The following is a 22,774-nucleotide window of genomic DNA, read 5'->3' on the forward strand; positions in this document are numbered from 1 at the left end:
TTTGCGGATACTTAGTGGCTAAAGAAACAGGGGACAGTTATACGGACTGAAGAGATAAAATGCCAGCCGTTAGGCGGGCTTTGAGCTGTTTCTTACAACCTGAATACACATTCTGGATCTGTGACGGCGAGCTTAAAGTATTGTAGCGCTGCCCAGCGCCATCAGTAACGCTTGAGGGGAAAGCTGCTGCTGTCGCTGTTTTTCCAGATCGTCGAGCACCACGTGTTGGAGTTCATCATCGACGGTGACAATGAAACGTGCTCCCTGACGACAGGCATTTTTTTGTCGGGTTGCGGTTTTAAGCGCGGAGAAGTCACTGGCGATGCTGAGGTCCGGGTAGCCTTGCCGTATCTGATCGGCAATATGTAACGTGAGTGAGTGCGCGTGACTTTGCGTGGGGATCAGTATGACATCCACTTTCCTGGCTGGCAGTGTCGGACGCCGTACCTCGTGAAGCAAGTGCATAATAGGCTCCAGCATAAATGCGAAGCCGCAGGCGAAGGTTGGCTGCCCGGTAACCCGGCTGGCACACCCATCATAACGCCCACCGCGACACAGTAATCCCGTGTAGGCGCTCCGATCACTATGCCATTCGGCTACCAGATGACAGTAGTCATTGGTAGGGTACATATTCGTATCATGTATCCAGGGAATCCCCATGCAATTAAGGCCGTTGCCGAGATGCTCAAAGCGCGCTTTAGATGAAGCAGACAGAAAGTGGGTAAGTGACGGCGCGGTGGTCGCCAGCCTCTGCAAAAGGCTGTCCTGGTCTGTTAGCAGCAGCTCCGGTTGTGTATCTAATAATTCACTCTGAGCGGCGGTAAGAAGATGACGGATTGGGTGATAGTAGTTTAACAGGGCGCGACGAAACTGGTGGTACTCCTCTGGCGATCCGGGATTGTTAATTCGTAGCTCGGCATAGTCGTCGAGTTTGAGAAACTGGAAGAAACGATATTGTAAAATGAGCTGCTCAAGTTCAATGGCCACCCCAGAATAACCAAACGCCTCAACGCCGAGCTGAGAGCTGAGTTGAAGCCTGGCCGACTGATTAGGGCGGCGAAACAGTGTCCCCTGATACCAGAGCTTGCAGTTAGCGGGTAGCCCGGCATTTTGCGCCAGCAGCCGCAAGCATCCGCGCGTACCGTCTCCGGCAAGTAGCGCCTGATTATTGAGTGCAACCGGATTGTTTTCATGTGAGAAAGGCGGATCGTCCAGCGTTTTTTCCCATTCATCCAGTAGAGGCAGACGCACTTCGTTATAGCTGTAGCGTTGCAGGATACGACCTGCCTGTTTTTCCAGCCAGGCCCATTCTTCAACTTTGCTACGTTCATGTTTGCGAGGTCGGCCGCACTGGCGTGGGCGTAGCGGTCTCCCTAACTGCTGCTCCATTGTTTCGGTGAAGCGTAAAGTCGCGATGGGACAGTTCTGCTCAAGCGCAAAGCGAATGCGATTGGTCAGCGCGACGTTAACAGGCTGTTGGTAAAGTTGCTGATAATTCCTTTTACGACAGTCTGCTGTGGCCCCTGAGGCCAGCCAGACAGCATGTGCAGTGATACGTTCTGTGGGCGTATCAGCAAAACTATGATAGCCGTCTTTTTCCTGATTGCTGCGCTCGACGAATTTTTTGACTAAAAGAAAGTGGCTGTCAGGTTCGACCGGGCTGGCAAGGAACCGATTATCCCATAGCGTCCCCCGGCGGCCATAACGCTGGTTATACCAAGGGACGTAGTGACGGCCAAGCGACTGCATAAAACGCCCGAGCCTCTCTTTTGAGCTTGATTCTAACAGCAGCAAAATGTGTTCTGATGCCAGAGAATAGGCATAAAGACTGACCTCAAACTGCGCAAGAGCAACATCCAGATCGTTGAGAAATTGGTGATAGTCTTCTGGCGCCTGAAATAATGGGGAATAGTTGTGTCCGCGCAGGGCAACCAGATGCGGTATACCCTGAATAAAAAGTCGTCGGGTTCTGGACATATTTTCCTTGTTTAATTTCGTTGCTCAGCGCGATTCCGGCATTATGGCTAATGCGGCGTTTATCCACATTGCATCTTAACCGGAATGCTGCAGGCGTACGGTATGAAACGAATCAGTGGCGTTTACTGAGCTGATCAACGAGTTGCTTTTTATCCGTGGTGATCTGGGCATTATCAGTCAGATCCCACAGGCGGATCTCGCCGTCATTATTTAAAGTGATAATGTATCTGCAGTGAGTTTTAAGTGCCGTTTGATGTTGTTTCTTTAACCTGGCACCGCTGCAGTCGACAAGAATATTCAGCGCGCCATTTTCATGGCGCAGGCTTTCCGCGAGCAGCAGTGCTTGTACGCCATCATCGTCAAGCTCACTGGTTATGACCGCATCCGGTCGGCAATGCCAGTCAGGGTGATCGTTTTGGGTTACGGTTTGAATCAGCAGTAGTAACCGTTCAATACCTATCGCAAAACCACTTGCAGGCAGCGGTTTATCGCTGAACAGCTGAGCCAGTCCGTCATAGCGCCCACCACCGCAAACCGTCCCCTGCGAGCCGAGTGCGTCAGTGATCCATTCGAATACGCTGCGGGTATAGTAATCCAGGCCGCGAACTAGCCGTGGGTTGATCTGATAGGCAATCCCGGCTCTGTCGAGCATCAGACACAGGGTCTCAAAATGATTGCGTGACTCCTCATGGAGATAATCTAGCAGACGTGGTGCCTGTTCGATCATTTGCTGCATTTCAGGATTTTTACTGTCGAGGATGCGCAGAGGATTCACTTCAAGCCGCGCGAGGCTATCCTCGTCGAGAAGCGTCCGATGCTGTTCAAACCATTTGATCAGCTCACGGCGGTGCGCTTTTCGCTCCTCCAGCGTGCCAAGTGAATTAATTTCAAGCCGTACGTGATTGAGAATACCAAGTTCTCTGAACAGATCCCGGACCATAAAAATAAGTTCTGCGTCAACATCTGCGCCGGCCATGCCAAAGGCTTCGGCTCCGAACTGGGTGAACTGACGCAGCCTGCCTTTTTGCGGCCTCTCATAGCGGAACATCGGCCCTTGATACCACAAACGCTGCGTTTTGTTGTAGCACATGTTATTTTCCAGCACCGCACGCATGCAGCCGCTGGTGCCTTCAGGTCGGAGCGTGATGTGCTCGCCATTTTTATCGAGAAAGTTATACATCTCTTTGGATACAATATCGGTCGCTTCGCCGACGGCGCGCTCAAAGAGTGATACCGGCTCAAGTAACGGCAGGCGCATCTCCTGATAACCGTAGCGATATGCCATATGGCGGAATTTTTTTTCGAGCCATTGCCACATGGGTGTTTCATCGGGTAGAACGTCGCGCATACCACGTATTGCTTTTAACTTATTCATTTATCTATCCTTATCGCAATTTAACCCCGGCTGTTCTCTTCAGGAAGCTTCCATCGCTGGCTTGCAACAGGAGATGAAAGCCGCTAGCGTATTGGCAGCTCAGCGGCTTGTCGGCCGCTGAGCTGGAAGTGCCGTAAATCTCAGTTGGCTCTGATGGTGGTGGCACTTTTGTTCGACGGGTAGGGGCTAACCTCTACCCTTTTTCATGCGGCCTGTGCGTTTAGGTCGGCGATGACATCATCGATAAGGCGATCGATCTTGCTGGTGTCCAGGTGGTGGGCAGTGGCAATCAGATGTGCGACATCCCCTGACGTTGCCAGGCAGTGTTTTTTCCACACGTCTTCTGAAGGACAAGGGAATACGACGGTAATCGAGTTTTTGTTACGCCATGCATCGATGCCTGCGACACGAAAGCGATCGACTGCGTACTGTGCCATCTCGAGGCTATGCTTAATACGGCGCTGCCAGTCGCTGAGACTACGGCTGCGTATCGCCTCCCACATCATTAATGGCGTATGGCCGTTGCGCGAACCGGTAATAGTTTTGTCGTGCGCGGAGATGTAGTCAATTTCGACTGATATGCGATCGACGTTTTTGCGTTTCGCCACCACGATGCCGCAGGGGATTGGCGAGCCAATCATTTTATGGCCGGAAACGCCAATAGAGTCGATGCCGTCAGCGAAAGTAAAAGGCTGTGGTTCGTCGACAAACGGTAAAATCATACCGCTCAGGGCTGCGTCAGCGTGCAGATAATACTCATCACGTGGAATGCCAATTTGTTCAATCCGTTGCTGAATAATTTCGATATTATCGATAGCACCTCTTACCGTGGTTCCGATGTTGGCAAAGATAATCGGATGCTGTTCATTGTCAGCCTGAATTTTCTTGATCAGGTCGTCATAGTCAATTTCACCATTAGGCTGTGACTCTACCAGCCGGGACTTGATGCGCAGTAGCTTGACGATTTTAGCGACGGAGTAGTGCGTGTCTTTGGAGTAATAAAGCGTGCCATCGGGGAACAGTTCTCGGCCAAGATAACAGCCAAACATATTTCCTTCGGTGCCGCCGTTAGTAACATATCCCCAGCTTTCGTTAAACGGTATATGAAACAGCCGGGCAAAAAACTCCATGACTTCTTTTTCGAACTGGAAGGAGTTGAGCAAATAATTACAGTATTCTGCCCAGTCACCGCAATTATTAATTGAGAAACGCATAAAGCGTTCCAGAATGGTGTAATCGAAATCGGCCGACTCAGGGTATCCGAGATTGAAATATTGATTCTTCACACAATATGCCCAGAAGGCGTCGAGTTTGTTTTGATCTTTAATTGATAACGTCATTGTTTAGCTCCTTATGAAATTCGGCTCAGATGAATCAGGCGTTTTTATCGAGATAAAGAATGTCCTGCCCTTTTTTATTTTTTCCGACGGCAACGAAGCAAAATAGTGGAATAGTGACCATCATCATCACGATGCCCCAGAACATTGAATCGCTACCCGCACCGAGTAGGGCGAAAATGCTATAGATCATGCCAATCACTACCATGACGCTATAAAACATAAAGGTTGGGCCTCGGTTTTGTTTTTTTGAAACCATGATGATTGGCAGTGAAATCAGCGCGTACATATAGGGCAGAAGAGAGGCGAATACCGACATCAGAATGACAACCTGAAATTGTTGAGCAAGGTTCGGCGAGGCGGTCAGTAGTAGCACCAGACTCATGAGTACCCCGGTGAAAATAAGGCTCTTCATGGGAACGTCGTGCTTATTAGTATCGGCGAAGAATTTCGGGAAAAGACCTTGTTGAGCGCCAGCCCTGGGACCCTCTGATTGCAAAATTAGCCAGCCGGAAATTGAACCGAAACAGGCAATGATGCTAAGCGCGGAGGCAATGTTGCCTGCGGTTTCACCAAACATATAACGTGCGGCGTCGGCAAAAGGTGCAGCGGACTTAACCAGCTCTTCATGTGGGACCAGCCCCATAATGACCGAACAGCTGCCGACATAGCAGACGGAAGCGATCAGCAAGCCGTAAACCGTTGCCTGAGGAACGGTTTTTTCCGGATTATTGACCTGTCCGGTTGAAACTACTGCAGATTCAACACCTAAAAAGCCCCAGAGAGCGATGGAGGCGGCACTAATAATCGCCGAGCTGTCACTTTTACCGGTGCCGTTATACACCGCGCTGAACATTTTAGGATCGAACCAAAACCAGCCAACAACGCCGATACCCAGTACGACTAACAGCATGCAACTGGCGGTAAAAGATTGCGCGCGGCCTGCCGCTCTGGCTCCAAAGCTGGCGAGTACAATAAACCCCCAGAGAATAACAATCGCGGCGATACAGCCATACAGCGGGTTTTTTAGTTCCGGAAAGAAGTAACTCAGATATCCAATACCGGCAACCAGCAGAGCGACATTACCTACCCAGGCGCTAATCCAATAGCAAACGGTAGTCTGGAAACCAATAAATGGACCAAAAGCATCGCTTGCATAGGCGACGATGCCGCCATTTCGTGGCGTCAGCAGGCTGGTTTTTGCAAATACCAGTGCAATTGCTATAACGCCGATAATGGTAAATAACCATCCCCATAAGGATATATATCCCACACCGGCAAGATTAGTCGGTAACATAAATACGCCGGAACCCATCATATTTGATGCAGTTACCAGCGTAAGTGCAACCACTCCCATTTTTGTTGCGGAGGCTGAACTTACCTTTCCCATAGTCTCGTTCCTGTTTTGATAAAATGCAGAGATATAAAACCGCTAACGATTTTTGGTCATTCTATGGGGGAGTTGTTGGTTATTTTTGATCAAGGTCATTTTTATTTGATGGTAATAATAAATATAAAGTCTCTTTTGGTTAATAATTGATCTTTTTCTCTTAAATTAACTCCGTCCCATTTTAAATTTATTATATTAAGACGAATGCCTGCTGTGAGATGTATATTTTCGACGTTGCAGGAGGTAATGATGAGCTATTTGAAAATAGATAATTATCTACTTGTCCTGATGCTCTATCATCCTGAACGTTATCAGCGATGTATCAGCACTGATAACACTTAATTATTGAGAGCGAATGGTAAGTGGCACTTGTATTGGTTGAATTTTTTTCGAGAAGATTATTCGAGTTGTCTGATTTCCGCGATTTAGATTTTACATTATCTCAACTGATCCGGATTTTTATCTGAGCGATACAAACAGGCGGATCAGGGGAATTGCGGCTGGGGGATAATATCAATCATTTCGGATAGTCAATGGCAACCACGTACCACTTTTTTACGCCTTCAGGCGTGGTAACATCAACTTCGTCATCCACCTGTTTCTTCAGTAACGCTCTGGCCATTGGTGAATCAATGGAAATGTAGTCTTTATTCTCACCGTAGATCTCTTCCGGTCCGGCAATCCGGAAACGCCGGCTGACACCGCTGTCATTTTCGATGGTTACCCAGGCACCAAAGAAGACGCGTCCTTCCTGCTGTGGGGCATAATCGACGACCTGAAGTGCGGGCATCAGTTTGCGCAGAAAATACACCCTACGATCGATCTGGCGTAACAGCCTTTTATTGTAGGTATAGTCCGCGTTTTCTGAGCGATCGCCCAGGCTGGCTGCCCATGAAACAATTTTTGTTATTTCAGGACGCTTTACACGCCACAGATAATCATGTTCTTCCTGCAATTTATTAAAACCTTCGCGGGTGATGATTTTCGTCGGCATAGCAAGTGTTTCCATTAAAATTGTCACCAAAGACAGGGAATGAATGCAGTCAACGCAGTTTGATGTATGCTTCGATAAGCGTGCAAGCGCATATCTTAGCGTTCCCGGCAGTAACATGACAGCGGGCTTTTTCTATCAGAATGCCGGGTGTTTATCCTGCGTATTGAAAAAAGCTTTGTGTAACATGACGGAACGGCTGTACACCGAAAACGGGTTGATTCCTGACAATACATCGTTATTGCTTCAGATAGTTCTTACGCTGTGAAAGTGCCTCTTTTCCCACAAAGTATAAAGATAAGCTGCTGTTTAATATGCTTTGTAACAATTTTGGCTAGAATATAAACTATTATGAATTGTCACAAGCGCTGGAGTTTTTGAGAATACAGGTTCAGGCAATTGCGCCTTTGGGAGTGTTTAAATGCAAGAGAACTACAAAATTCTGGTTGTTGACGACGACATGCGTTTGCGCGCACTGCTTGAACGTTATCTGACCGAACAAGGTTTCCAGGTTCGTAGCGTGGCGAATGCCGAACAGATGGATCGTCTGTTGACGCGCGAATCTTTTCACTTGATGGTGCTTGATCTGATGTTACCAGGGGAAGACGGTCTTTCAATTTGCCGTCGCCTACGTAGTCAGAGCAACCCGATGCCCATTATTATGGTCACGGCAAAAGGGGAAGAGGTCGATCGTATCGTCGGGCTGGAAATTGGCGCGGATGATTACATTCCAAAACCTTTTAATCCGCGTGAGCTGTTAGCGCGAATTCGCGCTGTATTGCGACGCCAGGCTAACGAGCTGCCGGGTGCGCCTTCTCAGGAAGAAGCGGTAATTGCCTTTGGTAAATTTAAACTTAACCTCGGCACCCGCGAAATGTTTCGTGAAGATGAGCCTATGCCGCTCACCAGCGGTGAATTTGCCGTACTCAAGGCGCTGGTCAGCCATCCTCGTGAACCGCTTTCCCGCGACAAGCTGATGAATCTTGCCCGCGGCCGTGAATACAGCGCGATGGAGCGTTCTATCGACGTGCAGATTTCGCGTCTGCGTCGTATGGTCGAAGAAGATCCGGCCCATCCGCGTTATATTCAGACCGTATGGGGGTTAGGCTACGTTTTCGTGCCAGATGGCAGTAAAGCATGAGGCGACTGCGCTTCTCGCCACGCAGTTCGTTTGCCCGTACGCTGCTGTTAATCGTTACCTTGCTGTTTGTCAGCCTGGTAACGACTTATCTGGTCGTGCTTAACTTTGCCATCCTTCCAAGCCTGCAACAGTTTAATAAGGTGCTGGCTTACGAAGTTCGTATGTTAATGACCGATCGGTTGCAGCTTGAAGATGGGACGCAGCTGGTCGTTCCTCCGGCTTTTCGTCGTGAGATATACCGCGAGCTGGGCATTTCCCTGTACACCAATGCGGCAGCTGAGGAGAGCGGTTTACGCTGGGCGCAGCATTACGATTTTCTTAGCCAGCAAATGGCGCGTCAGCTGGGTGGTCCAACAGATGTACGGGTTGAGGTCAATAAGAACTCGCCGGTGGTCTGGCTGAAAACCTGGCTACAGCCTGATATCTGGGTGCGCGTTCCGTTAACAGAAATTCACCAGGGTGATTTTTCACCGCTATTTCGCTATACCCTGGCGATTATGCTGTTGGCGATTGGCGGTGCCTGGCTTTTTGTTCGTATTCAGAACCGGCCGCTGGTGGATCTGGAACATGCTGCTTTGCAGGTTGGGAAAGGTATTATTCCGCCGCCATTGCGGGAATACGGTGCATCAGAGGTTCGATCGGTCACACGCGCTTTTAATCAGATGGCCGCGGGCGTTAAGCAGTTAGCTGACGACCGTACATTACTGATGGCTGGCGTTAGCCATGATCTGCGTACGCCATTGACGCGTATTCGTCTGGCGACTGAAATGATGAGCGAAGATGATGGCTATCTGGCTGAATCTATTAACAAAGATATCGAGGAATGTAATGCCATTATCGAGCAGTTCATCGAGTATTTGCGTACTGGTCAGGAAATACAAACGGAAAGATCGGACCTGAACAGCGTTCTGGGTGAAGTGGTGGCGGCTGAAAGCGGCTATGAACGTGAGATTGATAACGGTATTCAGGAGGGTGAGCTGGTGCTGGATATTAATCCGTTGTCGATCAAACGCGCGGTGGCAAATCTGGTCGTCAATGCCGCTCGCTACGGTAACGGCTGGATAAAAGTCAGTTCTGGCTCGGAGTTGCAGCGAGCCTGGTTCCAGGTTGAAGATGATGGCCCAGGGATAGAACCCGATCAGCTTACACACTTGTTCCAGCCTTTTGTGCGCGGCGATAGCGCGCGTAGCACCAGTGGAACCGGTTTGGGGCTGGCGATCGTGCAGCGTATTATTGATGCCCATCATGGGGAGCTGGAGGTAGGTACCAGCGATCACGGTGGTTTACGTATTCGCGCCTGGCTACCTCTGCCAGACGTGCGCGCTTCTGGAACGATGGCACTGCTGGCAGATAAAACCGTCAAATAAGCAAGGGAGCGAGAGTTCCCTTTTTTATCAATCTCAGACTACCGCCAATTGAGGTAGTCTGTTTTAGCGAAAAATCTTTATTTACAGCTGCGGGCCGGCGGCGATCAGCGTCGCCCCTGCTGCGGTATCGGTGTATTTCTCAAAGTTAGCTATAAAACGCTGAGCAAGCTGCCGTGCGTGCTGATCCCACATTTCTGACGATGGCCAGCTGGTCCGGGGATCAAGTCGGGCGCTGTCAACCCCGGTTAGCCCTAGCGGGATCGCCAGGTTGAAAACCGGCAGCGTTTGCATCGCCACATCCTGCAATTCATCGTTGAGAATGGCATTAATAATTGTTCGGGTTTCTTTTATTGAAATGCGTTTGCCTGAGCCATTCCAACCGGTATTGACCAACCATGCCTCAGCCCCTGCCGCTTGCATACGTTTGACCAGAACCTCAGAATATTGGGTTGGATGTAAAGTTAAAAAAGCCGCGCCAAAACAGGCGGAAAATGTTGGCGTTGGCTCGGTGATACCGCGCTCGGTTCCCGCCAGTTTAGCGGTAAATCCGGAGAGAAAGTGGTATTGCGTCTGGTCAGGCGTTAAACGTGCTACTGGGGGCAGTATGCCGAAAGCATCTGCGGTAAGGAAAATGACTTTGCGCGCGTGGCCTGCTTTTGACACCGGCTTAACGATATTTTCAATATGATGAAGCGGGTAGGAAACACGGGTGTTTTCTGTTTTACTGCCGTCGGCATAATCGACACCGCCATCAGCATGTACGACAACATTTTCCAGTAAGGCATCGCGGCGAATAGCCTGATATATCTCCGGCTCGGCGCTGGCCGAAAGATTAATCGTTTTTGCGTAGCAGCCGCCTTCAAAGTTGAAAACGCCATCATCATCCCAGCCATGTTCGTCATCGCCGATAAGCTGGCGTGCAGGGTCGGTAGACAGCGTGGTTTTTCCGGTACCGGAAAGGCCGAAGAATATCGCCACATCTCCTTTTTTTCCGACGTTGGCTGAGCAGTGCATAGAGGCTACACCGCGTAGCGGTAGCAGGTAGTTCATTATGGTGAACAACCCTTTTTTCATTTCTCCGCCGTACCATGTCCCGCCAATCAGCTGGACTTTTTCCGTCAGGTTAAAGGCGACAAAGTTTTCCGAATGGAGACCTTCCTGCTGCCAGTCAGGGTTGGTGCATTTGGCACCATTCATAACGATGAAGTCAGGTGTGAATTCAGCCAGTGCGCTATCGTCAGGACGGATAAACATATTTTTAACGAAGTGGGCTTGCCAGGCGACTTCTGTAATAAACCTTACACTAAGACGAGTATCAGGATTGGCTCCACACCAGGCATCTATAACGAACAGGCGTTTGCCGGATAGCTGATGAGTCACGCATGATTTCAGCCGTTCCCAGGTTTGTTGGGAAATCGGCTGATTATCGTTTTTACCGTTGCCCTGATCGTTCCACCACAAGGTGTCACACGTTGTATCGTCACGCACAATGTACTTATCTTTCGGCGATCTTCCGGTAAAAATGCCAGTATTAACGGCAACTGCACCAGATTGAGTGACAATCCCTCGTTCAAAACCCTGAAGATCTGAACGCGTTTCTTCTGCGAATAATGTGTCGTAATCAGGATTGTGGACGATGTCGGTTACCTCAGTAATGCCATACTGAACAAGATCCTGAGGGATCAGGCCGTAACTGCGCATATGACTGCTCCTTTTTGATGACGAGATAATTCAGTCAGAACTCACAAATGAATGAGTACTGTGTTCGCGCGAAGTTTACACCTGGCAGCCTGTAGCCAAAGTATACGGAGGTAGAAAATGAGAGGTCATGCAGAAGTTATTGCTGAAATAAGCTGAAGATAAAATATTCCTATAATTAGCATGTTAAAAAAGAAAGCTTAATAATGAATGCTAATGAAATTTTACGTTCAGCCTGCTTCAGCCAGAACGTAAAAAGGGGGCATCGCGCCCCCTGATTGAATGCGGCAACAGCAAACCGTTAATGTATGCACTCACTGCTGTTACCTGCATTATCATTACGCAGGGCCGCGATATCTACCACATCGTAAATATAGTGGCTGCCGCAATAATCGCAGTGCATGTCGATGTGGCCATCTTCCTGCAAAAGCTGGTCAATTTCGTCCGCCGGCAGCGTGTTTAACACCTCTGCACAGCGCTGGCGTGAGCATGAGCAGTGAAAACTGATGGGCTGTGGATCGTAAACGGTAACCTCTTCCTGGTTATAGAGCCGCCAGAGTACGTCACGGGCGGGCAGGCCAAGAAGCTCCTCAGTTTTCAACGTGGAGGTGAGGGTCGCCAGATGATCAAAGTCATTGCTGTCAGCATTTTGCGCAGGCAAAACCTGCAATAATATCCCCCCCGCGCCACTATTTTCGATGTCACAGCGCGTGTGAATATACAGGCGGGTCGGCAGCTGTTCCGATCGCATGAAATAATCTTCCAGGCAGGCAGCCAGCGTGTCGCCTTCGAGACCGACGACGCCCTGATAACGTTCACCCTGTGAAGGCGTAATCGTGATCACCAGGTAGCCTTTACCCACCATCTGTTTGAGGCTACTGCCTGGCTCAATTTTACCCTGCATCCGCGCCACGCCGCGCATTTGCTGATTATTCGTGCCATTGATAACCGCAAGCGCCAGCGGGCCGTCACCCTGTAACTGAACGGTTATGTCGCCATCGAATTTAAGCGTTGCGGTCAGCAGGCTGGTGGCGACCAGCAGCTCAGCCAGCAGTTTTTGTACGGGCTGAGGATAATCATGATCTTTGATTATTTCACGCCAGGTTTCACTTACCGTTACCAGCTCGCCGCGTACGGCATAGTTTTCGAAAAGGTAACGATGTATCTGATCGGAGTGCGACATAATGTTCTCTCATGTTGTGCGATCGACTCGTGCGTTTGTGATTGCTGACCTCTGCGAGGCCTGAGAAAATTTCTCTCTCAACGGACGGACGCTACTGGCCTTAAGCGCTGCATGTCGGTAACGGCAGCCAAAGTGGGTTATTCTTTACCAAAATTTTTAAATCTGAGCAGATCCCGTCGTTCTTTTTTATCCGGTCGTCGGTCCGGATGTGGCATGGTGAGCACGTTCATTTTTCGCGCTAATGCCAGTTTTTCTCGCTTATCAATGCTTTGAGCCGTTTCACGATACAGAAGCTGAGCCTCGTTGGCCGGACGGCGCTGATTGCTGAGACCGCATACCATCACCGTTCGTTGATCATTTCCCTGACGTAGCGTCAGCTCGGCGTTGAGTTCGACCAGCTTGCCGGGCTTACAGCGCTGGCCATTATAGTGAACCTTCCCGCCATCAATCATTTCGCGGGCAATGGCGCGACTTTTATAAAATCTTGCGGCCCAAAGCCATTTATCAAGTCGTACATCGCCGCCTGGATCGTCTTTCATAATCTGTTCCTGCGTTCACTGGCTAATCAGACTCCGCTGCTGAGATCCGTGGTCAGCACAGACGCTTGATAGGGTGATGGGCTATTAGTGTGAGGGTTAAAAATCAGATATCAAGGCCGCACAACGGAGAGTTTGTATTAAAGCGGATGAAATCGCCTGCCATATTTTTATCTAATCCTCAGAACGGTGCGCTTATGGGCTTCTGGATGCTCTACGGGAGTTCATGCAGCTTTCATAATATTGCTGAATTTTCTGCATTCGAACGCGGTTACGCTGAATCCGATGCAGTGCTAAAAGGCTGTTTATAAGCAAAGTTAGCAGCAGAATACCGAGCAGCAGGCTGGTGCTAAGGTAGCGCCAGAGCATAATGCTATCCGGCTCATTGTGCAGGGCGATATGTTGTGTACCGTTAGCATCGACACTGATACTGGTAATAACACCGGTGGCAGAAAAGGGCGTATGGAGTAACATCCCGGCAAGACGCTGCAGCTCCGGCCACTGTTCCGACGCGTTGTAGTCAAATAAATGAACCGCAGGCGCTGGCTGGCTTACCAGCGGATAGCCCTCATCACTGATGATAAAAAAACCGCCGGGGGGCGGGCTGTTGAGCGCATCAACTGCCCGGCGTGTTTCACGGTAAAAGAATGAATCGGTGGCGGTTTTGACCATGTTCTCCAGTGCTTCGGCACTGACCGGACGTAGTAAAACGTTGATGCCGTTGAGCGCGCCGGAATCAGCCTGACGCACCAGAAAACGCCAGTCTTTAGCATTTCCCAGATTTACCAACGCATTCTTTAGCCGAACGCAATCCTGCGGCTGGCTACAAAGCGCTTGTGTTTTCAACACGATATTGGAAAAGTTATCCAGTAAAATCATGCCGGATTTTTGAATAGCGCTTGCCAGCTGTGGGTTCAGTTTGGGGTCCGCTGGCGTTTGCGGATGTAGCTGTTGGTTAATGCTATTCAGCAGTGCGTTGGCTTTATCTATGATGTCGGACTGCGGTAAGGCTAGCGGCGCAGCGGTGTTCCAGTAAATTGATGAGCAATCAAAAGGCATAAAGGCATAGTGACGATTTCCCTGATAGGCCCTGGGAATCGAACACATGCCATAACCGCTGATATGCAGCAGGTCGCCGACGTGCAGCGCGGTGTTTTCTAGCTGCGCAACGCTGTTTACCTGAATACTTTCCGTATCTTTAGCCCATGCCAGGCTGAGCTTGAGTGGCATGCTCAGGGGGGCCAGAGTAATCAGCAATATCAGCACCATGAGCGAACCTGTCGCCAGTACCACGTTTTTACGCCAGCGCTGGACGGGAAAATTCCGCACCTCGTCGTGCAAAGAGAGAAAGTCTCCCTGGCGTACTACATGACGGTTGAGATAGATTTCAACGTCGGTGGTCTGGCCCAGATCGTTAGCAACGTAGGGCTGCCAGTGGGGAGGATAGATAAGATCAACGCTTCCCAGTGAGAGATTACTCATCTGATTCTGGTAGGCTTCGCTGAATAATCCCCACCGCTTCAACCTGCCGCGCAGGCAGTGGATGTCCCGTAGTGATTTCTCACCTGATGAACGATAATAAAACCAGGCGCTGACAGCGATAATCACAACCCCGGCGGCAATCAGCCACGGCATAAACAGCAGTGGGCTTATCAGGCTGATAAAAAATAGCAACAGGGCGGAGCAAAGGGCGAATGCTTCACGCGTGCCGTCAGAGCGGCTTAATACATGCTCGGGTAGGGTCTCTTTGCGTATCCGGATTAACTCGATATTTTCAAACTCTTCCTGACGTATAGAAGCATTGCGTCCTGATGGCGGTAACGACGGCGGTTGTGTCGCGTTGTTATCATTGGTCAGCGTATGACCATTTAACAGGATAATGAGCGGAACAGGATAGGTATCCACCAGCTCAACGTAGTTTTCATCCGCAATATATTGTTCCCACTGCGGGGGCAAATGAACTTCAACTTCATCCAGATAGTAGCGCCACTTTTCCGGCGTGTCAGTTGACAGCCCGTAGCGGGTGATAGCTCTGGTAAGAGGATAAACGTTGTGATTTTGCGAGGTTAGCGTCAGCTTATCTTCAATTGAACGACTATAGCCGCTGGGGAAAATACTGTCATGACGGTATTTTTCGAGGGAATCTATGTAGCGCTGTATAGCCTGCTGTTCATCAAAGGTAAGCTGGCGATGAGAGGGCTGAGGAAACAGTCTGGAAGGTCTATGTTTTGGTTGATAGCGTGCCTTAAACCAGAAATAACTCGCCACCAGTAGAGAGCCGATAAGCACAAGCAATACTATAAAAGCTATTGTATTCATGCTTCCCTCATTGTGATAAATAGCTCCCAAGGAGTAAATCAAATGTCATGATTATTATTCACTACACACAATCAGGCCGTATAGATTCAGGTTTGGCATATTGAAATAAGCCCAGAATCAAGCGATTAGCGTTACCAGATAATAGTGCCTTAAATAATCTTATCAACCATATAGATTGATAGGTATCGGTGTAATCCTATTTTGTTGCATTTGTGTTGATATCGAAATTTAAATTTGACTAAAGGCAGATTAATCGCAGCAAATAAAGTCAAAATATCGCCACTTTATATTGGCTTCCAGCAACGACTGCCGCACAATGCCGGGACAGGCGATCTGGATGATGTTGTCATATGCATTGATTTAACCCTATTGGCACGATCAGAGGTCATGATGAGCAAGGAACGACTAAAACCCACTATTCATCGCGTTGAAACCGTTGCGCAGTCGAGCCTTTTTACTATTGAATCGGTGGATCTTGAGTTTAGTAACGGGGTAAAACGGGTTTATGAGCGCATGCATCCTTCAGGACGGGAAGCCGTGATGATTGTGCCTATAGTCGATGATTGCCTCATTCTTATTGAAGAGTACGCCGTCGCGCTGGAAGCTTATGAACTGGGATTTCCCAAAGGGCTGATTGATCCCGGTGAGACGGTGTTTGAAGCGGCCAATCGTGAGTTAAAAGAGGAAGCTGGTTTTGGCGCTGAACGATTGCAGGTGCTCAGTCAGCTGACAATGGCGCCATCCTATTTCTCCAGCAAAATGAATATAGTGGTTGCCGATGGGCTTTATCCGGAGAAGCTTGAGGGGGATGAACCTGAACCGCTGACTCTGCGTCGCTGGCCGCTGGCAAACCTGATGGCCTTAATAGAAGAGCCAGACTTTCGCGAAGCGCGTAACGTCAGTGCGCTGTTTCTGATACGCGAATGGTTAGTGAAACAGGGACGTTTAAGTTATTAATTGGTAATAAAAAAACGCCGGTTAAGACCGGCGCTGTCGAAACTAAAATAGCTCGTGGCTTTCCCCGTTTTCCTGCAAGGTGGTGCCTGCGTCATGCATTGAATATTCAGTGGGCTGCGTACCCTGAATAAAATATTCCTGGCGGGTATAACGTCCCCCGTCTCTAGCCAGCTTACCGGTGGCTTTATCAATAGTCACCGTCACGATGCCTTCAGGAGGGGTTAACGGTTGTAACGGAACGCCCTGTAAAGCGATAGCCATAAACTGATTCCAGGCTGGTTGTGCGCTCTTGGCTCCCCCCTCATAACCCGATATTTGATCTTTTATTACACCTGATGCGGAGGTGCGACCAAGATCGCGGCGATGATCGTCAAAGCCGATCCAGACTGACGCAACCACGCCCGGCCCATAGCCTGAAAACCATGCATCCTTTGAGTTGTTGGTGGTACCGGTTTTGCCGCCAATATCGTTGCGTTTGAGATCGCGGCTGGCACGCCAACCTGTACCCATCCAGCCGGGTTCGCCGAAAATATTCGAATTAAGCGCGCTTTTAATCAGGAAAGCCAGCGGCGTATTGATTACGTGCGGCGCATATTCCTGAGCATTTTCCTGATGGGGCTGGTTTGGCGCCACTTGCTCCAGCTGCGGGGCCGGAACAGCATTGTTAATGCCTTCCCGTGAAACAGCAACGTTTTCGATGTTTTCATCATTAAGCGCTAGCGCTTTTTTTGTTTCTCCATAAATAACCGGCAGGTTGCACTGAGGGCAGGCCACCCTCGGCTTTGCATTAAACAGAGTTTCGCCTTGCTCATTTTCTATTTTACTGATGAAGTAAGGGTCTACCAGGAAACCACCGTTGGCGATGACCGCATAACCGCGAACCATTTGCAGGGGAGTGAAAGAAGCGGAGCCGAGGGCCAGCGATTCAGTATGGACGATATTTTGCGCCGGGAAGCCGAAACGTTGCAGATATTCTGCTGCATAATCAACACCCATTGCTCGCATTGCGCGCACCATGACGACGTTCTTCGATTCGCCAAGTCCCTGACGCAAACGGATCGGCCCGGCATAGGTCGGCGGTGAGTTTTTTGGCCGCCAGTCGGCACCGGCACCGGCATCCCAGCGGGAAATCGGTACATCATTAAGAATAGAGGCCAGCGTCAGTCCACGATCCATCGCTGCGGTATACAGGAACGGTTTGATGTTAGAACCGACCTGGCGCAGTGACTGAGTTACGCGATTAAATTTGCTCTGGTTAAAGTCAAAACCACCGACCAGCGCCAACACTGCGCCATTTTGCGGATTAATAGAGACTATCGCCGAGTTAACGTCCGGTACCTGTGCCAGCCACCAGTCGTTGTTCACCTTGCGTACCCAGATTTGCTGTCCTGCCTGAACAACCTGGCTGACAGAACGCGGGGTTGGCCCTTGCAAAGTATCTGATTTAAAAGGACGCGCCCAGCGCATCCCTGTCAGTCCAAGCGAAACTGAACTGCCATCGCGCATGGTGGCGGTTGCTTCCTGATTGTTTATTGTGGTAACGACAGCCGGTTCCAGCGGGCCATAGGTCGTCAACGTTTTTAGTTTTTTCAGTATTTCGCTATGTTCCCACGCTCGTTCGCCTGTTTTCCATAAAACCTCAGAAGGTCCGCGATAGCCATGGCGCATGTCGTAGTTAATGACGTTATCCTGCACCGCCTTTTCGGCATCAATCTGCAGCTTTTCTGTAATGGTGGTGTAAACCTTAAAGCCATCTGTATAGGCGTTTTCACCGTAGCGTTTAATCATCTCCTGACGCACCATCTCTGTGAGATAGGGCGCAGAGAATTGAGTTTGGGGGGCGTGGTAACGTGCGACTAACGGTGTATTACGCGCTTCGTCATACTGCTGCTGGGTGATGTAGTTCTGGCTGAGCATACGTGCCAGTACCACATTACGCCGCTGCAGCGCCCGGGGATGCGAATAAAGAGGATTGAAAGTAGAGGGCGCTTTAGGCAGGCCTGCGACCATTGCCATTTCACTCAGGCTAAGCTGCTCAGGCGTTTTGCCAAAATAGACCTGAGCTGCGGCACCGATGCCGTAAGCACGATAGCCGAGATAAATTTTATTCAGATAAAGCTCAAGAATTTCGTTTTTTGACATCATCTGTTCGATGCGGATGGCGAGAAAAACCTCCTTAATTTTTCGTATCAGCGTGCGTTCAGGGCTGAGGAAAAAGTTACGCGCCAACTGCTGAGTGATTGTACTGGCCCCCTGTGAAGCATGGCCAGAAAAGACGGCTACGCTGGCGGCACGAAATATACCGATAGGGTCGACGCCGTGATGCTCATAAAAGCGGCTGTCCTCGGTCGCGAGGAAGGCATTTATTTGCATTTGCGGTATTTGCTGCAAGGTGAGAGGGATACGTCGTTTCTCACCGTATTGTGCAATTAGTTTGCCCTCTGAGCTGAATACCTGCATTGGCGTTTGCAGACGCACATCTTTCAGCGTATTCACGTCAGGTAGCTGTGGTTCGATGAATTTATACAGGCCGTATATCGACCCGATGCCCAGCAAAATGCAACAGACTGCAAAGATCAAAAAGTACTTTACGAACTTCACCTGATTATTCCCACTTTTAGTCGTTTGGGCAGTTTATAAACAATCATGCAGTAGTATAAATGTAAGCTAAACGCTTTGATACGTTCTTTTGTTTTCGCCGATATGGAGATCGCGCCTGATGGCTTTTAAACGCTGGAATATTGGTCTTGATATTCAGAATGGCCAGCTTTGTGCGCTGGCTGTCCAACGCCATCGTCGTAAAGGCTTACAGCTACGCCATTGGTGGCATTTCCCCCTTCCCGCGGACACCCTGGTTCAGGGCATTATTCAACGTTCGGAGTCCTTGATTACGTTACTCAGCACATGGCGTCAAAGCTTGCCCTGCAACGTTTCGCTGCGCGTAGGCCTTCATCCTCAATTGGTTTTGCAGCGCCAGTTGGCGCTGCCAGCGGCGGAAAATCGGCTGAGAGAATCTGAGCGTAGCAGGTATATCAACGCAGCCGCGAGACGATTTTTCCCAATTGATATCAAAGAGCTTGTTGTTGATTATCGTCAGCATAAATTGTCCGGAGAAATATGCCTTACGGCAGCTCACCGCTCGGCGCTGGATAGCTGGAATGACTGCTTACAGGCCGCCGGTTTGTTTGCAGATGTGATGGAGCTGACGCCTGCGGCGCTCGTTGCACTGGCGGAGGCGATGAAACTGCCGGCTCAGGCATCCTTGGTTCATGCCCTTAGCGACCACTGGCTATGGTTTTCTCCTCAAAAAAATCCGGCCACCGGATGGTGTCCCCGCAGTGATGTTAATGATCTTCAGGCATTGGTCGAAACCCGCCTTGCTGCCAACAGGCCTATTTTTATTAGCGATGCGATAAACGATCGGACTCCGGCGCCGGAATATAAAACGCTGAACCCATTTTCATTGTTCGGTAACCTTCAGCCGCCGTTTCCCCAGCGTCAGCAGTCCTTTGTGCTGGCGGCAGGACTGGCGCTGCGGCAGGAGGATCACTCATGGTATGGGTAAACCTGCTGCCCTGGCGTGAACGCCGGTTGGCATCTCTGCGACGGATCTGGCTGAAAGGGCTGCTTACGCCATTTGCACTGCTGTGTGCCGTAGCCCTGGTTATAACGATACAGCGGCAGTTTAATTCACTCAAAGCGATTGAAAACCAGACCTGGCGGCAATCTCAGATGCAGCTTAAACACGTCTTCACACAGAAAACGGCCTTGCAGCGGCAGGTTAGTGCAGGGCAAGTTAAGCTGGACAAGCTTGAACGACGCCATCAGCGCTTAATGCGCTGGCAGAAACTAATGACTCTCCTGGGAGAAAAACTGCCGGTTGGACTTTGGCTGACTGAAATTCGCGGTGATGTTAAAACAGTCACTTTTACAGGGCGCTGTGCGCAGGTTGAAGATAGCGCGCTTTTAAGAAAAGCGCTGTTAAACGCCAGACTGTTCGATCGGCTTCTTGTTACTCACTTCAGACGCGCCTCCAGTGGTACGCTTGATTTTACCCTCGTCGGCCACTGGTCTGAGGCCGGTTCCGATGATTGAATCTACTCTCTGGTGGCTTTTAACTTCACCTCTGTGGCGGAGGCACTGCATTCTGCTATTTCTGGCGCTCTCATTTAGCCTCGGCTGTTGGCTTTTCGCCGGACAAGCTGCTGGACATAAGAGCGTCCAACTGGAAGAGCAGCAGCGACAATGGCGTAAAAGCGTTGCATTGTGTGTGCATCAACTGGCGAATTTACCTCGAACCGCATCACTGCGCCTCAGAGAAAAACAACAGTACCAGCGTGCTCACTTTCTTGCGCGCCGGGATTTCTCTTTGTCAGCATTTTTGCATGATTCTCAGGCTCATTTACTGCAATGGCAAACGTCGCCTTCCACCCGTTCACTCCAGCTCGTGGTGGCGTGGTTGCAGGTTTCTCCGGTTATGGACAGCTTGCTTCACCAGCTGCCTGGTACAGTAATTTCAGAGCTGAGTCTACGCCCGCATGAAAAAATGCTGCATATGAATCTGGTCTTGGAGATAACTGATGAACCGGTTTTGGCTGCTGCTACTGATGTTCTGTAATGGCGTTCAGGGGCGGGATCCTTTTCTTCCTCCTGAACCGAGCTGTGTTTCCCACCCGTCGCTGCCAACATCATGGCAATTACTGGGTGTCATCGGCAGTGAGGGGCACTTTGTCAGCCGCTGGCAATCACCGCTTAACTACCGTATTACTCTGGCGGAGCAGGCGAGCCTAAGCCAGACAAACTGGCGAATTGTTCAGGTTGAACTGACCGGCGTCACCCTTGTATGGCAGGGACAATGTCAGGCGGCTAGTTATTTTTATTCACTCAAAAAAGGTCGATTTAATGCGTATATGGATGTTGCCCCTGCTGCTGACTCTGGTGAAAAACGCTCAGGCAGCAGAGCCGACGGTTTCTCTGACATTCAACGAGGCGCCGGTTAGCGATGTGCTTCAGGCGTTGGCAGGCCATCATGGCGATAACCTGGTAATTGCTCCTGGGATTGAAGGCACATTAACACTCAGTTTGCACGATGTCCCCTGGGAGCAGGCATGGCAACTGGTTAACAAAATGGCTGGCCTCAGCAGTGAAAAACAAGGTAATGTGCTGCTGGTATCTCCCCGTACTATGTCAGGTCTGAGCGGTCGGACGTTGGAAGGAGATGACGTTCGACAGCATTTGCCGCTGAAAAATCGTGTTATCCATTTGCAATATGCTCATGCTCAAACACTTTTTGCTAGCCTGCAGAAAGAAAAAACTCAGCTGATGAGCCCCCGTGGCATTATTACCCTCGACGCTCGTACGAACAGTCTGTTATTGCGCGATGTTACGCCTGCTCTCGAAGAAACGGCACGATGGATTGCCGCGCTGGACGTTCCGCTACAGCAGGTTGAGCTGGTCGCACATATCGTAACTATTAATAAAGATAAGCTGCAAGAGTTGGGAGTGAAATGGGGACTTGAGGGCGGCGATCCCATTAGTCAGGCACTACGCGCCAGCCAGTTCCATGTCAATTTGCCGGTAGCCGACCCGGCGATTAGCACTGGCTTTTCTTTGGCGCATATAGATGGACGCCTGTTGTCGCTGGAACTCAGCGCTCTGGAGCGTGAAAATCAGGTAGAAATCATCGCCAGTCCCCATCTCTTTACCTCTCATCAGCAGCCAGCGAGTATTAAGCAGGGCACTGAAATACCCTATGAGGTCTCCAGCGGTGATAATGGCAAAACGTCGATGGAGTTTCGCGAAGCGGTTCTGGGTATGGAGGTTACGCCGATCATCATGAGTAACAGCCGAATTTTGTTAAAACTACATATTACACAGAATGTCCCCGGTAAAACCATGCGCAACGGTGAGGGCGAAGTCGTCACCATCGATAAACAGGAGATAGATACTCAGGTAACTGTGCGTGATGGGCAGACGCTGGCACTGGGTGGGATTTTTCAGCATCAGCGGGACCATGAAAAAACCCAGGTGCCGCTGCTGGGTGATATCCCGCTGTTGGGACGACTGTTTCGTCATGAGGTTTCCCAGCATAAGCGGCGTGAGCTGGTGATCTTTATCACCCCACATCTTACCGGCGAATAGCAAACTCTCTGAACTAACGATTGATTTTTCTTCCGTTCAGATTGAAGAGCGTTTGACGCACGGCCGGAATTAGCTTACAAGGTTAGCGGTTTACTTTATGGCTGGGTCCGGGAGAATACGTTACAGATTTGAGAGCAATGTTTTTATTGCCTTGGGCATCTGTTCGTATAAAACTCGCGTATTCATCCTTATATGGCGAATAAAACTGCGCCAGACCAAATAAAGTATTTGGTTGCCAAAGCACCGGTTGTGTTGAGATAATTTTTCGTCTGACTCTCGCACTATCGCTCATGAGGTTTCAGTTCATGTCCTGTCCTTCGAGGACGGGGTATCATTAACGAATTGTCTTAGTAATACCGAAA

At 49.8% G+C, this 22,774-nt stretch carries 18 protein-coding genes; 8 read left to right on the forward strand and 10 right to left on the reverse strand.

Annotated elements, in window-relative coordinates; all coding sequences use genetic code 11:
* Positions 1–132: 132 nt before the first annotated feature.
* From BM191_RS11295 to greB, 5 genes are all read right to left on the reverse strand, one after another.
* Positions 133–1,977 carry an ATP phosphoribosyltransferase regulatory subunit gene (locus BM191_RS11295; protein WP_092878205.1) on the reverse strand — a complete coding sequence of 615 codons (1,845 nt, stop codon included), beginning with the start codon at positions 1,975–1,977 and terminating at the stop codon, positions 133–135.
* 112 nt (positions 1,978–2,089) lie between these two features.
* Positions 2,090–3,352: a histidine--tRNA ligase gene (gene hisS / locus BM191_RS11300; protein WP_092878207.1), complete on the reverse strand. Its 1,263-nt coding sequence runs from the start codon at positions 3,350–3,352 to the stop codon at positions 2,090–2,092.
* Between the two features lie 203 nt (positions 3,353–3,555).
* Entirely contained in the window at positions 3,556–4,692 is a 1,137-nt protein-coding gene (locus BM191_RS11305; RefSeq protein ID WP_092878209.1) for a histidine decarboxylase, read from the reverse strand.
* Positions 4,693–4,726: 34 nt separating this feature from the next.
* Positions 4,727–6,079 carry a histidine-histamine antiporter gene (hdcC, locus tag BM191_RS11310; RefSeq protein WP_092878211.1) on the reverse strand — a complete coding sequence of 451 codons (1,353 nt, stop codon included), beginning with the start codon at positions 6,077–6,079 and terminating at the stop codon, positions 4,727–4,729.
* A gap of 517 nt (positions 6,080–6,596) precedes the next feature.
* Positions 6,597–7,073 (reverse strand): transcription elongation factor GreB, encoded by a 477-nt coding sequence (greB, locus tag BM191_RS11315; protein WP_092878213.1) that lies wholly within the window; start codon positions 7,071–7,073, stop codon positions 6,597–6,599.
* Positions 7,074–7,491: 418 nt separating this feature from the next.
* On the opposite strand from greB, the gene ompR reads away from it, so the two are divergent.
* Both ompR and envZ read left to right on the forward strand, forming a co-directional pair.
* Positions 7,492–8,211, forward strand: a complete 720-nt coding sequence (gene ompR, locus BM191_RS11325) for an osmolarity response regulator transcription factor OmpR (RefSeq protein WP_001157751.1) — start codon at positions 7,492–7,494, stop codon at positions 8,209–8,211.
* On the forward strand, positions 8,208–9,578 hold the full coding sequence (envZ, locus tag BM191_RS11330) for a two-component system sensor histidine kinase EnvZ (protein ID WP_092878219.1): 1,371 nt from the start codon (positions 8,208–8,210) through the stop codon (positions 9,576–9,578). Before ompR ends, envZ begins: the two co-directional genes overlap by 4 nt.
* Positions 9,579–9,659: 81 nt before the next feature.
* Here the strand turns inward: envZ and pckA are convergent, their stop codons facing one another.
* The 4 genes from pckA to BM191_RS11350 form a co-directional block, all read right to left on the reverse strand.
* Positions 9,660–11,279 (reverse strand): phosphoenolpyruvate carboxykinase (ATP), encoded by a 1,620-nt coding sequence (pckA, locus tag BM191_RS11335; protein WP_092878221.1) that lies wholly within the window; start codon positions 11,277–11,279, stop codon positions 9,660–9,662.
* 298 nt (positions 11,280–11,577) lie between these two features.
* Entirely contained in the window at positions 11,578–12,459 is an 882-nt protein-coding gene (gene hslO / locus BM191_RS11340; RefSeq protein WP_092878223.1) for an Hsp33 family molecular chaperone HslO, read from the reverse strand.
* A 137-nt stretch (positions 12,460–12,596) separates the two neighbouring features.
* Positions 12,597–12,998, reverse strand: coding sequence for a ribosome-associated heat shock protein Hsp15 (gene hslR / locus BM191_RS11345; protein WP_092878225.1), 402 nt, complete (start codon positions 12,996–12,998; stop codon positions 12,597–12,599).
* Between the two features lie 192 nt (positions 12,999–13,190).
* Positions 13,191–15,314, reverse strand: a complete 2,124-nt coding sequence (locus tag BM191_RS11350; protein ID WP_092878227.1) for an IgaA/UmoB family intracellular growth attenuator — start codon at positions 15,312–15,314, stop codon at positions 13,191–13,193.
* A gap of 390 nt (positions 15,315–15,704) precedes the next feature.
* Between BM191_RS11350 and nudE the strand changes: the two genes are divergently transcribed.
* Positions 15,705–16,271 carry an ADP compounds hydrolase NudE gene (nudE, locus tag BM191_RS11355; RefSeq protein WP_092878229.1) on the forward strand — a complete coding sequence of 189 codons (567 nt, stop codon included), beginning with the start codon at positions 15,705–15,707 and terminating at the stop codon, positions 16,269–16,271.
* 42 nt (positions 16,272–16,313) lie between these two features.
* Here nudE and mrcA read toward each other — a convergent pair whose 3' ends face one another.
* A complete protein-coding gene (gene mrcA, locus BM191_RS11360; protein ID WP_092878231.1) occupies positions 16,314–18,872 on the reverse strand; it encodes a peptidoglycan glycosyltransferase/peptidoglycan DD-transpeptidase MrcA in 2,559 nt (852 codons plus the stop codon).
* Between the two features lie 118 nt (positions 18,873–18,990).
* Between mrcA and pilM the strand changes: the two genes are divergently transcribed.
* Genes pilM through hofQ form a run of 5 tightly spaced genes read left to right on the forward strand, consistent with a single transcriptional unit; the run spans position 18,991 to position 22,412 of the window.
* Positions 18,991–19,836, forward strand: a complete 846-nt coding sequence (gene pilM / locus BM191_RS11365; RefSeq protein WP_092878233.1) for a pilus assembly protein PilM — start codon at positions 18,991–18,993, stop codon at positions 19,834–19,836.
* On the forward strand, positions 19,824–20,366 hold the full coding sequence (locus tag BM191_RS11370; protein ID WP_092878235.1) for a PilN domain-containing protein: 543 nt from the start codon (positions 19,824–19,826) through the stop codon (positions 20,364–20,366). The genes pilM and BM191_RS11370 overlap by 13 nt, the downstream gene beginning before the upstream one ends.
* Entirely contained in the window at positions 20,359–20,889 is a 531-nt protein-coding gene (locus BM191_RS11375) for a HofO family protein (protein WP_092878237.1), read from the forward strand. Before BM191_RS11370 ends, BM191_RS11375 begins: the two co-directional genes overlap by 8 nt.
* Positions 20,852–21,271 (forward strand): HofP DNA utilization family protein, encoded by a 420-nt coding sequence (locus tag BM191_RS11380; protein ID WP_092878239.1) that lies wholly within the window; start codon positions 20,852–20,854, stop codon positions 21,269–21,271. The genes BM191_RS11375 and BM191_RS11380 overlap by 38 nt, the downstream gene beginning before the upstream one ends.
* A complete protein-coding gene (gene hofQ / locus BM191_RS11385; RefSeq protein ID WP_092878241.1) occupies positions 21,174–22,412 on the forward strand; it encodes a DNA uptake porin HofQ in 1,239 nt (412 codons plus the stop codon). Before BM191_RS11380 ends, hofQ begins: the two co-directional genes overlap by 98 nt.
* Positions 22,413–22,774 lie beyond the last annotated feature (362 nt).

The sequence above is a fragment of the Izhakiella capsodis genome (assembly GCF_900115045.1).
Lineage (GTDB): Bacteria > Pseudomonadota > Gammaproteobacteria > Enterobacterales > Enterobacteriaceae > Izhakiella > Izhakiella capsodis.